Origin of the sequence: Luteolibacter sp. (genome assembly GCF_039920825.1) — a bacterium.
In the GTDB taxonomy this organism is placed as follows: Bacteria; Verrucomicrobiota; Verrucomicrobiia; order Verrucomicrobiales; family Akkermansiaceae; genus Luteolibacter.
This window is the reverse complement of record NZ_JBDSCX010000028.1, coordinates 42,548-54,094: the sequence shown is the minus strand read 5'-3', so window position 1 is coordinate 54,094 and position 11,547 is coordinate 42,548. Positions and strand designations below refer to the sequence as shown.

The 11,547-nt window shown below is 57.6% G+C and carries 10 protein-coding genes; 5 read left to right on the top strand and 5 right to left on the bottom strand.

Annotated features, from left to right (window positions below; genetic code table 11):
* Nucleotides 1-12: 12 nt before the first annotated feature.
* Nucleotides 13-888: a phosphotransferase gene (locus ABIQ96_RS07195; protein ID WP_348213890.1), complete on the top strand. Its 876-nt coding sequence runs from the start codon at nucleotides 13-15 to the stop codon at nucleotides 886-888.
* Between the two features lie 3 nt (nucleotides 889-891).
* On the opposite strand, the gene ABIQ96_RS07190 is transcribed toward ABIQ96_RS07195, so the two are convergent.
* On the bottom strand, nucleotides 892-2,196 hold the full coding sequence (locus ABIQ96_RS07190) for a sulfatase-like hydrolase/transferase (protein ID WP_348213889.1): 1,305 nt from the start codon (nucleotides 2,194-2,196) through the stop codon (nucleotides 892-894).
* A 49-nt stretch (nucleotides 2,197-2,245) separates the two neighbouring features.
* Nucleotides 2,246-3,115: a DNA-3-methyladenine glycosylase 2 gene (locus ABIQ96_RS07185; protein ID WP_348213888.1), complete on the bottom strand. Its 870-nt coding sequence runs from the start codon at nucleotides 3,113-3,115 to the stop codon at nucleotides 2,246-2,248.
* Nucleotides 3,116-3,233: 118 nt separating this feature from the next.
* Here ABIQ96_RS07185 and ABIQ96_RS07180 point away from each other — a divergent pair, with 118 nt between their 5' ends.
* Both ABIQ96_RS07180 and ABIQ96_RS07175 read left to right on the top strand, forming a co-directional pair.
* Nucleotides 3,234-3,743: a methylated-DNA--[protein]-cysteine S-methyltransferase gene (locus tag ABIQ96_RS07180; protein WP_348213887.1), complete on the top strand. Its 510-nt coding sequence runs from the start codon at nucleotides 3,234-3,236 to the stop codon at nucleotides 3,741-3,743.
* Nucleotides 3,744-3,912: 169 nt separating this feature from the next.
* Nucleotides 3,913-4,371 carry a hypothetical protein gene (locus ABIQ96_RS07175; RefSeq protein ID WP_348213886.1) on the top strand — a complete coding sequence of 153 codons (459 nt, stop codon included), beginning with the start codon at nucleotides 3,913-3,915 and terminating at the stop codon, nucleotides 4,369-4,371.
* 63 nt (nucleotides 4,372-4,434) lie between these two features.
* Here the strand turns inward: ABIQ96_RS07175 and ABIQ96_RS07170 are convergent, their stop codons facing one another.
* Nucleotides 4,435-4,779, bottom strand: coding sequence for a hypothetical protein (locus tag ABIQ96_RS07170; protein WP_348213885.1), 345 nt, complete (start codon nucleotides 4,777-4,779; stop codon nucleotides 4,435-4,437).
* Nucleotides 4,780-5,156: 377 nt separating this feature from the next.
* Between ABIQ96_RS07170 and ABIQ96_RS07165 the strand changes: the two genes are divergently transcribed.
* Nucleotides 5,157-8,564 (top strand): DUF4339 domain-containing protein, encoded by a 3,408-nt coding sequence (locus ABIQ96_RS07165; protein WP_348213884.1) that lies wholly within the window; start codon nucleotides 5,157-5,159, stop codon nucleotides 8,562-8,564.
* 88 nt (nucleotides 8,565-8,652) lie between these two features.
* Here the strand turns inward: ABIQ96_RS07165 and ABIQ96_RS07160 are convergent, their stop codons facing one another.
* Nucleotides 8,653-9,141 (bottom strand): hypothetical protein, encoded by a 489-nt coding sequence (locus tag ABIQ96_RS07160; protein ID WP_348213883.1) that lies wholly within the window; start codon nucleotides 9,139-9,141, stop codon nucleotides 8,653-8,655.
* A gap of 248 nt (nucleotides 9,142-9,389) precedes the next feature.
* Here ABIQ96_RS07160 and ABIQ96_RS07155 point away from each other — a divergent pair, with 248 nt between their 5' ends.
* The gene (locus ABIQ96_RS07155) at nucleotides 9,390-10,532 is read left to right on the top strand and encodes a DEAD/DEAH box helicase (RefSeq protein ID WP_348213882.1); all 1,143 of its coding nucleotides are present in this window, start codon (nucleotides 9,390-9,392) and stop codon (nucleotides 10,530-10,532) included.
* An 8-nt stretch (nucleotides 10,533-10,540) separates the two neighbouring features.
* On the opposite strand, the gene ABIQ96_RS07150 is transcribed toward ABIQ96_RS07155, so the two are convergent.
* Nucleotides 10,541-11,485, bottom strand: coding sequence for a hypothetical protein (locus ABIQ96_RS07150; protein ID WP_348213881.1), 945 nt, complete (start codon nucleotides 11,483-11,485; stop codon nucleotides 10,541-10,543).
* Nucleotides 11,486-11,547: the final 62 nt, after the last annotated feature.

Here is an 11,547-nt window from a genome sequence, read left to right as displayed (position 1 = left end):
CAGAGATCCCAGATGCCCGACATTCAACTACCTATCCTCGCCGCTACCGAAACCGCTATCGCTCATGGCGTGACGCCGGACCGCTGTGACATCCTACAAAACGGCAGCACGTTGGTGCTACGGCTGACGGAAACGCTCGTCGCCAGGGTCGTCCAGGATCTCGACGGCCCGCGACAAGGCACCGCTTGGTTCGAGAGGGAAAACGCCGTAGCCCAACACCTCGCACTGCACCGAGCTCCCGTCATCCCCTTGCATCCCGATCTTCCTCCGGGCCCACACGAGCACCTCGGCTATCCGCTCAACTTCTGGCAATACGTCACCGCCATCGATGCCGAAGCCGATCCGGCGCTGATCGGAAGCACGCTCTATCAGTGTCACGACATCCTGAAACCCTTCACCGGCCAGTTGCCCGAACTCGCCATCCTCACCGAAAGCATCGATCTGCTGGAAACTCTGAAACAACGCTCGCTTTTTCCACCGGCCACGCTCGACCTCCTGCGCGACCGGCTTGTTTCATCTCTCAAAGCACTCCGTAAATTTCCCTATCAGCCGCTCCACGGCGACGCCCATCCCGGCAACCTGATAAACACCACCGTCGGCCTGCTATGGACCGATTGGGAGGATACTTTCCTCGGCCCGGTCGAATGGGATCTCGCCTCCATCATCTGGAATGCGCGCATCCTCGATGAAGATCACGAGACCGCCGACGTCATTCTCGATTCCTACCGCCACGCCGGCGGTGTCATCGATTCCACCGCCCTCCACCACAGCCTCATCGCCCGGGCCGCGGTGATGAGCTCGTGGTATCCCATTCTCTATCCGGACCCCTCGCCGGAGCGGCGGAGCAAACTCCAGTTCAGGCTGGATTGGCTGGACAAGGATCGTTAGAACTCACGGCAGACTCTTTCGCCAGGCAAGCACGGTGGAAGAAAGCCGGCTGACGAGATCGGCGTTTCCGCCTGCGACGTTGTGTGTCTCGTTGGCATCCGTTTCCAGATCGTAAAGCGCGGCGCTTGTTCCATCGTCCTGGATGAGCAACTTCCATTTCCCGTCGCGGATGGCGAGATTCGGGCTGCGGTTTCTACCTTGAGGATATTTGAAGGAATCCGGATTACGGCCGTATTCCCAAAGCAACGGCCGGGTGCGCTTGATGGAATTTCCAGCCAAAGCCGCGGCGACGTCCTCGCCGTCAGTTTCTGTTGGAGAGCTGGCTCCGGCGATTTTCGCGAGCGTCGGAAACAAATCGACCGAGCCGATGACACTTTCCTGATCCACGCGACCCGCTGGAATTTTACCGGGCTGCCAGGCAATACAGGGAACGCGGTCGCCACCTTCATAGAGACTCAACTTACTGCCGCGCATGCCACCCACGCGCTTCTGGGCGAAGGTCGGTAGTGCACCGTTATCACCAAAGAAAAGCACTAGCGTCTCCCGCCCCTTCGCTTCCCGCAACGTCGCTAACAGCCGACCGATTTGCCGGTCCATCTCGGTGAGGACGCTTTTGAATTGTCCCGGAGTTTCCGCCTTCGGATCGGCCGCGTCATCCGGAACCCAAGGCGTGTGCGTGTCGTCGAACCACAGGTTGACGAAAACCGGCTTGTCCTGATGCATCTTGAGGAAATCCAGTGTGCGATCGACCATCCAGCGGCTGCGGTCCCAGCGTTTCACCTTGTCCTTGGGCGACCAGATCCAGTCCGTCGCGGTGAGGTCGGGATCGGGTTCCGGACTCTCCCAAGTGCCTAGACCGAGATCATAACCATATGCGGAAAACTTCGGCGCGTTGTCGACATCACGACCGCCGCCGAGGTGCCATTTCCCGATGTGCGCGGTGGCATAACCGGCGGCCTTGAGTTCGCGGGGAAGCGAAGGGAATTTCGGATCGAGGAAATCCGCCTGTCCGCACTCGGCATTGCCTTTGCGGGTTTGGAGAAAACTATTGATCCTTACGCGCCCCGGAAAAAGACCGGTGACCAGTGCCGCGCGGGATGCCGAACAGATTGGCGAGGCCACATAAAATTGGGTGAAGCGGGTTCCTTCGGCCGCCATCCGGTCCAACTCCGGCGTCGGAACCACACCGCCTTGAGTGCCGATGTCGCCCCAGCCGAAATCGTCGGCGAGGACGACGATGATGTTCGGTTGCTCGGCGGCGGACGCGTGGAGATGGAGTGCTAAAAGGATCGTGAGGTAAAATCGCATGGCGGAATGGATTGGAACCCCATCCATCGGACAAAGTTTCCCGAGCAAATCACAGGCTGGCCCAAAGGTGGGCGGCCGCCATGGTCCGGTGCGGCCGGTAGTTTTCGAGGAATGACTGGATTTCGGCGGAAGTCGGTTTCATTTTCGAATTTGTTAGGCGGTGGATGGCATTGCGGATTCCGGCATCGCCGTGGAGCGAACAATCGCCCAGAGCGAAACCGCGCATGAGCGTGTAATTCACCGTCCACGGCCCGATCCCTTTGATGGATAACAATGCGGTTTCGATTTCCGCTTGTGGCTTGTTTTGTAATTCATCCAACGAAAGCACCCCGGAATCGATCAAACGGGCAACGCGAACGAGAGTCTCCGCCTTGGAGCGTGAGAACTGATAGGGAAGCAGTTCTTCGGGCTCGATGCGTGAGGCGGAAGCCGCGTCCGGATAGCACCAAAGTCCGTCAGAGTGTCGGCGGCCGGCGACGCGGATGAAACTCCGGCGAAGCTTGATCGCGAAGGGGAGATTGATCTGCTGGCCGATGATCGCCCACGTGAGCGCCTCGAAAACAGTCGCTGCCTGCGGAATGCGAAGATGCGGATTTTTCCTCACAAGCGATCCCATGACCGAATCGCGACGGGCGAATTTTGCAAAAACCTCGGGATCGATGTTCAACCCAAGAAGGTTCCTGGCAATACGGATCATTACCGATTCATCGGGAGACCCTCCATCAGAAGAGACGTGGCAATCCGCCGTGCTGGCTTTCAAAGAGATCGAGATCACAACAGGTATGCCATCAAGGACGATTCCCTTGCGGATTTGGTCCACAGCGACCGTTTCAGCGAGCCCTTCGCGATCACGGCCGTGGAAGGATCCGACCTCCGCAGTGCTGTAGAAATCCGGGAGCTGAAGAGTGAAATTTTTCATATTGAGCTCGCTCCCAACTCGGGCCTCGGTCCCATCGGAATCGTGTGGAAGATCGGTTGAGAGGTTTCCTTTTGCAAGGCCGCTGCACTCATGCGAGCGTGCCGGAAAGAAAGTTGATATGACCTACTTCTTCAAAACAATGAAGTCTCCCGTAGGGGAACTCAAACTGGTTGCAAACGACAAGGGGCTGGCAGCGATTCTTTGGGAAAATGACGACCCCGGCCGAGTCCAGTTAGATACATTGATGGAAGTCGCCAGCCATCGGGTCCTCCTCAAAACGGAACGGCAGTTGGGAGAATATTTTGCAGGGAGCCGTAGAAAGTTTTCCGTGAATCTCGATTTCTCCGGCACTGAATTTCAGAAGAAAGTTTGGAATGCATTGCTCACCATCCCTTACGGCGAGACCCGGAGTTATGCGGAAATCGCCGGGCAAATCGACAATCCGAAAGCCGTTCGTGCCGTGGGCGCGGCGAATGGCAAAAACCCGATTTCCATCATTGCTCCATGCCACCGGGTGATCGGATCTAACGGCAAGCTGACCGGATTCGCCGGCGGGCTGGATGCCAAGTCGTGCTTGCTGAAAATCGAAGGCTTCGGCGGACAACCACGGGAAGGGCGCTTGTTTTGAGTTTCGGCAACATCCTTGGATTTAGGCGTCCCGATTGGCCGTAGAAGTTGGATCTGCCACGATTGCAACCGGTTGCATGCAAACGGCAAAAAATCCGTTGAAACCGCGGGATACGGTGGTTGGGTTTCCGTCCCACGCAACCGTGGAAGATCATATGAAAACGAAATCCATGAATCAAATTGTCGTGAAAGACGGCAAATCGAAGATCGCGAATTGGACGCAGGAATTTGAACATCGCCCGACCGTGGGTGATCGTGTCGGAATTCCTGCTGATGTGGCGAAGGCACTGAAGGGATATCAAAGTGAAGCGACCGTTTCCTTGGTGGAGATGGATCAACAAACCGGTGATTTCCACATCGTGCTCGAGGCCGAATGCAATCTGCCTGCGGATCAGCGGCCGGTGGTCACCTTGAATGCCAGCCTGCTGCCGGACAGGATCCATGACCAAGTCGAAAATCTCGTGCGGCAACGCCTGGAGATGCCGGTGCTCGAGTGGGAGGACAGCTCCGAAACCACTCCGATCATCCGGTTTCATCCATTCCAAAGCCAGCCGAGAACACCCTTGGCCACTCTGCAAAAAGAACTTCGCGAAATTCTCAATGACGCCGTGAAGCTCGCGCCCTGCTAGATCGGACGCATCGTTTCAAACCCGTGCGGAGACGGCCTCACCCGAGGTTGTCACCGGACGGGTTCAGGGATGATAACCGCCGTAGGCACGTCCATAACGATAATACGGGGCAGGCCGGTAATAGGCCGGGCCACCATAGTAGTAATGATTGTGGTACCCGTGGTTGTTTCCAATCGCGTAGCCGAGAAGCCCCGCTGCCGCCACTCCGGCGACGACCAGCCCGGGATCGACCGCATAGCGCACTTGCTGCGGCTGTGGGGCTGCCTCCTGCGGCCCCGAGTAGCCCTTCGAATCCTGATTGTAGGCCGTGTTGTAGTTCGGCGGATAAACCGGATAGCACCCGACAACGGATGCGGCGCAGGCGATCAACAACGTCGCTGCGGTCAACCTCAGGGATTGCTTTTTCATTTCCATATATGACCGCGAGGTCGCGGAGTTAATCAACTGGAATTTTGATTGGTTCGCGGAAGCGGGAGTTTTTCCCAAGCCCCGCCGGCGAGGCCTCTGGAGGTTTTCATTTCCGAAATCCGTCGCCGGAAAAATTTGATGGGTCGTTTCGACACCTGATTTCCAAATCCGTTGAACGATGGCCGTTTTTGGGCCCACTTGGCCGGATTTGAGCCCTCTATCTTATTTTAACTCCCTGAATATTACGGCATCCTTCAATCAATCGACAAAGTCCAGGAACGAACGGGAGCGCAACCTCCACCGAATCAGGCCACTACGCTTTGAAACGATCCCTAGGTTGGAAGTTTGAACTCAGCAACTTGACCTCCGCCAGCCAAATGCAAGAAGCCACACTCAGACCGGTCACTGACGCGAAAGCTGAATCGATCGTACGGATGGAGGAAGAGGCGCGACAAGTCATCGCCGAAGCCAATGCGATCGCCGACGCGAAAGCCGCCGCCAAGGCTCGGGGAAAGGCGGAGGATGACCTCGTTTCCGCCGCGGTGAAGGCACGCGCCGAAGCCAAAGCAAGAGCGCGGGCGGAAGAGGAAGCCCGGATCGAAGCCGCTGGCGCGGAGCACTGGTATTACATCCACAATGACAAGCAGCTCGGACCGGTATCGTTGTCCGAGATGAGGGAAAAAATTTCAGACCTGTCGATTGAGCCACCGTTGAATCTGGTGTGGACCGAAGGAATGGACGGATGGAAGCCATTCTATGATGCGCGGATCCTGTGCGAACCGATCGACCCGAAAGAAAATCTAACAATATTGATTCCTTTATCCCGGAAAGAGCCGGAGGTGGAAGAAGAAGTGATCCCCTCTTCAGTCGTCGAAGCCAGAGCTGCGGAAATCGCCAAGGTGGCCGCTGCCGCGAAAGCGGAAGAAACCTTGCGGGCCCAAGACGCGAAAGATACCCGGATCGCCGCAGCGGAGAAAGCGCGAGTCAAGGCGGAGGAAGAGGCGAGACTCCGGGTAGAGGCCGAGAGCAAAGCCACCAAAAACGCAAAACTCCAGGCCCTTGCGGAATCCAAAGCAGCCGAAGAAGCCAGAGCCATCGCTGCCGCCAGAGAGGAAGCGAAAGCGGAAGAACAGGCAAAGGCCCAATCGCTGACGGAAGCAAAACTCAAGGCCGCCGAAGACGCTCGCGCAATCGCCGAAGCGAAAGCGGCGGAAGAAGTCAAACGCCGCGAGGCCGCCGAAGCGAAAGCCGCCGAAGAAGCCAAACTCCGCGAAGCCGCCGAGGCCAAGGCTGCGGAAGAAACGCGAATCGCCAACGCTGCGAAGGCACAAGCAAAAGCCGAAGAAGAAGCGCGGGCCGAGGTGTCCGAAATCGCCAGAGCCAAAGCCGAAGCAAAAGCCGCCGCCGCAGAAGCCAAAGCTGCCAAAGAAGAAAAACTCCGCGAGGCCGCCGAAGCAAAAGCGGCCGAAGAAGCCCGCCTCGCAGCCGAAGCCAAAGTACAAGCGAAAGCCGAGGAAGAAACGAAAGCCAGGGCAGCCGAAGAGGCCAGAGCCATCGCTGAGGAAAAAGCCGAGAAAGAAGCAAAACTCCGAGCCGCCGCAGAGGCTAGAGCTGCCGAGGAAACCAAGCTGCGGGCAGCCGCTGAAGCGAAAGCAGCCGAAGAAGCCCGCCTCGCCGCTGCCGCAAAGGCGCAGGCAAAAGCCGAAGACGAAGCGAGAGCCACAGCCGCTGAAGAGGCCAGAGTCATCGCCGAGCAAAAAGTCGCCGCAGAAGCAAAACTCCGAGCCGCTGCTGAAGCCAAAGCGGCGGAGGAAGCCCAACTCCGGACCGCAGCCGAAGCGAAAGCCGCCGAAGAAGCCCGCCTCGCCGCTGCCGCCAAGGCGCAGGCGAAAGCCGAGGAAGAAGCCAGAGCCACAGCGGCCGAAGAGGCCAGAATCATCGCCGAGGAAAAAGCCGCGAAGGAAGCAAAACTCCGAGCCGCTGCCGAGGCCAAAGCTGCGGAAGAAGCCAAACTGCGGGCGGCCGCTGAAGCGAAAGCCGCAGAAGAAACGCGTATCGCCGCTGCCGCCGAAGCACGGGCGAAAACCCAGGAAGAAGCAAGAGCCAAGGCAGCCGCAGAAGCCCGATCCCTCGCCGAAGCAAAAACCGCCGCAGAAGCCAAGCTCCGCGCTGTTGCAGAAGCAAAGGCAGCCGAGGAAGCACGATCCGCCGCTGCCACCAAAGCTCAGGCAAAAGCCGAGGAAGACGCGAGAATCAAAGCAGAGACAAAAGCCGAACTCAAAGCAGCCCAAGAGGCCAGAGCAATTGCCGAGGCCAAAGCGGAAGCGGAAGCAAAACTCCGTGAGGCCGCCGAAGTAAAAGCCGCTGAAGAAGCCAAACTACGGGCGACTGCGGAAGCCAAAGCGAAAGAGGAAGCGGAAATCGGCGCGGCGGCAAAGGCGGAAGCCGAAGAAGATGCAAGGATCAGGGCAGCGGAGGAATTCGAGCGGAAAGCGTCCGCCGAAGCAAAGGCACTGGAGGAAGCGAATCTGAAGGCCGCGATCGAAGCAAAAGCCAGCGAAGAAGCGACACTCAAGGTGGTCGCCGAGGCCATCGCCGCTACCGTGGCAGAAGCAAGGGAAGAAGAAGCCGGGATCGCTGCGGCCGAAAAAGCCAAAGCCGAGGAAGAAGCCAGAATCAAGGCCGAGATAGAGGCGTTGGAAGCCCAGGAAGCCAAAGTGGCGGCGGCAGCGTTAAAGAGAGCTCAAATCCGGACCAGAGCCATGGAAGACGCCAAATTGGTGGCGGTGGTCAAAAAGCAGGCTCGCAAGGAATCACGTAACAAAGCCTTGGAAGCAGCCAGACTCCAAATGCTGGCAAAGACCGAAGCAGCCGACGCGAGGGCCAGGACGGACAAGGCCACCGCGGAGGCGGAAAAGGCTGAAGCCGCGAAAGAAATCACTGCAGCGATCGAAACCGAATCCGCTGAAGTCGAAACGGTCGAAACGGTCGAAACGAAACCCGCCAAAACGAAGAAGTTTGCGAAAAGCTCCGCCAAGTGCGTTTGGTTTTACACCTCGGAAGGCGAACGCCTTGGCCCGGTGAGTTTCGAGGAATTGAGAGCCATGGCCATCGACTCGTCGTTGGATCCGCGATTGGACATGGTTTGGAAGGAGAGCATGGACGCATGGAGACCCGCAGGTCAGATCGATGGATTATTCGAACGCCACAGCGTCCCGTTAGAACCCACGGCATCGCACTCTCCATTGGCGGAGCCCTTTCGTCCGCTGCCGAAAAGCCCTCGGAAATCGATGGGCAGAGATGCGACCTGGCCAGGTGCGCGCCGCCGCAGCCTGCTTGTCGCCACTTTGATTTTACCCTTCGCCTGGCATTACATGCTGAGCACGTTCAGCCCGCTTCTGGTCAAAGAGTTCGGGCAGGTTCTGATGGGAAAAATTCTGCCACTCGCAGCGCTTGTCCCTTGGGTCGTGCTGATTCATTTTGGGTTAAAGCGCTTGGTGAACCTCGGCATGAGCCGCTGGTGGTCGCTTGCCGCTTTCGCACCGATCCTCAATTTGTGGCTGGGCCATCGCTGCTTCGCCTGTCCTCCCGGATACGCCTATCACAAGAAAATGGATGGCACGGGCGTCATCATGTCCCTCCTCTATTGGCTCGTCACGGCATCGACCGTTGTGATCCTGGTCGGATTCGTCGCCATGCTCTTCGGCGCGATCAAAAGCCCCACCATTCAAAATCACCTGCGCGACGTCGTCCGCATCGCAAGCAAGCCATTCAATCAGCAGTGATCCTCACGGACCGCATAGGTGCAAAAAGTCAGCCTCCGCGACGGGATCATGCCAAAGCATTTTCTCAGAGCGCGGAGGCTGTTGAAATTCACGCGGCTTGCTGGGGCATTAGGTGCCGTCCAAGTTCGTTGCGCATGCCTTTTTTAGGCGACCAGACTTCGATCCGGTTGGAAATCAACAACGTCGTCCGCGAGGGCGCCGCATAGATGTAAAAGGACCAGACATCCCTGGAACCTAACAACTGACTCAGCAGAGTGCGGAATTCACGACGATCACCGCTTTTGAAAAGGTGGCCAGGAGCGGCAATGATCGGTCGGGGTTCATCGAGGTCCGCACGGAAGCGGTCCAGCAATTCCCAATCTTCGGTCTCCTGCTGTGGACCGGGGAGGATTTCCAGAAGTTTGTTGCCATCCTTGGACAGCAGATCGGCGAGGTAATCCGCCAGCATCAGGCGACTTCGGCGCTCGTCGGGGATTGGGAAATCTCCGGCGACGGGCACACCACACTCCAACGGTTGATGGTGCATCCCTTGTCCGGCCAGCCACTTGTGAATCTCTGAATTTGTCAGGCAGCGCATGGTTTTCGGCGAGTTGAAACGGGCCGCGAAATCCCGCGGCGATTGGGAGCGCGCCAGAATGGAACGCAACCGTTAGAAGGAGCACGGGACGTGCCATTCAATCGTCGCTGATCACCTCCGGGGAAGTTTTTTTGGAACGCCAAACGGATGTCGCGATCCAAGCCTAAGCATCAACGACAACGCGTCTTCTAGGCTCGCCGTCAAATACAGACTCGCCAGCGTTTTCCGTAGCCACCACGCTTTCCTCCATGTCTTTCACCTCGCTCGGACTCGCTCCCGCTTTACTGAAGGCTTTGGAAACGGAAGGTTATTCACAACCGACGCCGATTCAAAAGCAGGCGATCCCCGCGGTGATCGCGAAAAAGGACGTGCTGGGGATTGCCAAAACCGGATCGGGAAAAACCGCGGGCTACGTACTGCCGATCCTGCATAATTTCCAAACCGCCCCGCCCTCGCAATATCGCGAACCCACGGTCCTCGTTCTGGTTCCCACCCGTGAACTGGCGGGACAGGTGCGGCAGGTTTTCCAAACGTTCATCCCATCCCTAACAAACAGGCCGATCTGCCTCGCGGTTTCCGGCGGTGTCTCGATCAATCCGCAGATGCAGGCCATCGGCAAGGTCAACATCCTCGTCGCAACTCCGGGACGATTGTTGGAACTGATCGAAAAAAACGCCGTGCGGCTTTCCTCCATTTCCACCCTGGTCCTCGACGAGGCGGACAAAATGCTCAACCTCGGATTCAGGGAAGAGGTCGATCGCATTCTCGCCCTGCTGCCGACCGCGCGTCAGAACCTGTTATTTTCCGCCACCCTAGGTGAGGACGTCGGCCTGATCCGGCAGTTGATCCTGAACGACCCGCAGGTGATCAAGATCGCCGAGGAGCCGGAGGCAACCGATCCCATCAATCAGTTAGGCTACCTTGTGTCCGAGGAAAAGAAAGGCCCGTTATTGCGCTACCTGATCAAGCACGGCGATTTGAAACAGGTTTTGGTTTTCGCCTCCTCCACGCTCAAGGTTGACGGCATTGTCAACAAGCTCCTCAAAAACCGGATCCATGCCGCCGCCATTCATTCCAAGCTGGGCCAGCAAGCCCGCAACTTCACGCTCCAGCAGTTCAAGTCCGGCCAACTCCGCGTCCTCGTCGCCACTGATCTGTTAGCCCGCGGCATCGACATCGAGTTCCTGCCTTGCGTTATCAACTACGAACTCCCCCGCTCGCCCAAGGACTACCTCCACCGCATCGGCCGGACCGGCCGCGCGGAATCTCCGGGCGACGCAATCTCACTGATCAGTCCGGAGGAAATGGATCATTTCAAAGTGATCCAGAAAAAGATGGGGACACGCGTTAAAATCCTCAGCGGCGACCAGCTCGACCTGCAGGGGTATTGAGAGACAAGTTAGCCGCGGAAATAGATAAGCTGGCTGTTGGGATTCGCCCAGGTCACATACTCGATATCCAAGGTCAGAAGCAGCGATCTTACTGACGTAGGCACAAAAGTGAGGACACCTGAAACGGCCACCCGGGGATATAGCGCAATCGCTAGAAACCACTCATCGAATCCGTAGTCCGGCCAGTGGGATTGCGTGGCGGGTATCAGCCCAGCTCCCGGAAAATCAATCAGGGAACTCATTTTCCCACAGCGGCAATACCAGGTGAAGGCATGCAACAGGAGCTTGATCGGCCAGCCGCCCCGGATGCCGAAGCTTTGGCCCAAAAATGGCGTATACCTGATTTCACCGTTTGGATAGAAATCGGTGGCATGAGGAAGACGCCACACGCCGAGTTCGGACCGCCCCATTGCCTCTGTTTTCGCAATGTCCCCAGCAATGTCCCCCACCCGGTCAGAGTCGATCAAGGTGATCAATTTCCCCTCCTCTTCGAGAGGCAGGTAGCGCCACAGCGCGCCTGGGGCGAGACGGATGGATGAACTTTTCATCCACCACACTTCACATCCCGCTTCCACCAAATCCGGGATCAAAAATTCCAGATCCTTCGCCAAATGAACGCGGAACACCACATCCGAAAATTGCTCCCTCAGTCCGGGAACCTCCCGGAGCAGAGGCTCCACGTAGTGTTCCCATGGGTCAAAGCGCAGGGCCAATCCAAGTTCCCGCGCACGCTCCATCCGGTCCCGCGTTGGCTCCGGCAGATCGGGATCACACGCCCTCACGTTCTTCCAGAACAAGGACACACTCGCGATATGCCGCTTGTCCTGAGGGTTGAAAACTTGTTCCACCCCATACCACTCCTCCAGCTCCGCTTTCGCTTCAGGAGTCACAGTTCGATGAAATTCATCCACCATCTCATCGGTGAAGACTGGAAATACGTCGGTCCAACTCATGATATCCTAATCGATAATGGTCTTTCTTCGGCCTGGCATAGATTGCCGGAAATGTGAAGTCG

Excerpts from the sequence above, each read along its gene's own strand:
- ABIQ96_RS07185 (WP_348213888.1), bottom strand. The coding sequence starts at position 3,115 with ATGAAAAATTTCACTCTTCAGCTCCCGGATTTCTACAGCACTGCGGAG.
- ABIQ96_RS07190 (WP_348213889.1), bottom strand. The coding sequence starts at position 2,196 with ATGCGATTTTACCTCACGATCCTTTTAGCACTCCATCTCCACGCGTCC.
- ABIQ96_RS07195 (WP_348213890.1), top strand. The coding sequence starts at position 13 with ATGCCCGACATTCAACTACCTATCCTCGCCGCTACCGAAACCGCTATC.
- ABIQ96_RS07170 (WP_348213885.1), bottom strand. The coding sequence starts at position 4,779 with ATGAAAAAGCAATCCCTGAGGTTGACCGCAGCGACGTTGTTGATCGCC.
- ABIQ96_RS07165 (WP_348213884.1), top strand. The coding sequence starts at position 5,157 with ATGCAAGAAGCCACACTCAGACCGGTCACTGACGCGAAAGCTGAATCG.
- ABIQ96_RS07160 (WP_348213883.1), bottom strand. The coding sequence starts at position 9,141 with ATGCGCTGCCTGACAAATTCAGAGATTCACAAGTGGCTGGCCGGACAA.
- ABIQ96_RS07180 (WP_348213887.1), top strand. The coding sequence starts at position 3,234 with ATGACCTACTTCTTCAAAACAATGAAGTCTCCCGTAGGGGAACTCAAA.
- ABIQ96_RS07155 (WP_348213882.1), top strand. The coding sequence starts at position 9,390 with ATGTCTTTCACCTCGCTCGGACTCGCTCCCGCTTTACTGAAGGCTTTG.
- ABIQ96_RS07150 (WP_348213881.1), bottom strand. The coding sequence starts at position 11,485 with ATGAGTTGGACCGACGTATTTCCAGTCTTCACCGATGAGATGGTGGAT.
- ABIQ96_RS07175 (WP_348213886.1), top strand. The coding sequence starts at position 3,913 with ATGAATCAAATTGTCGTGAAAGACGGCAAATCGAAGATCGCGAATTGG.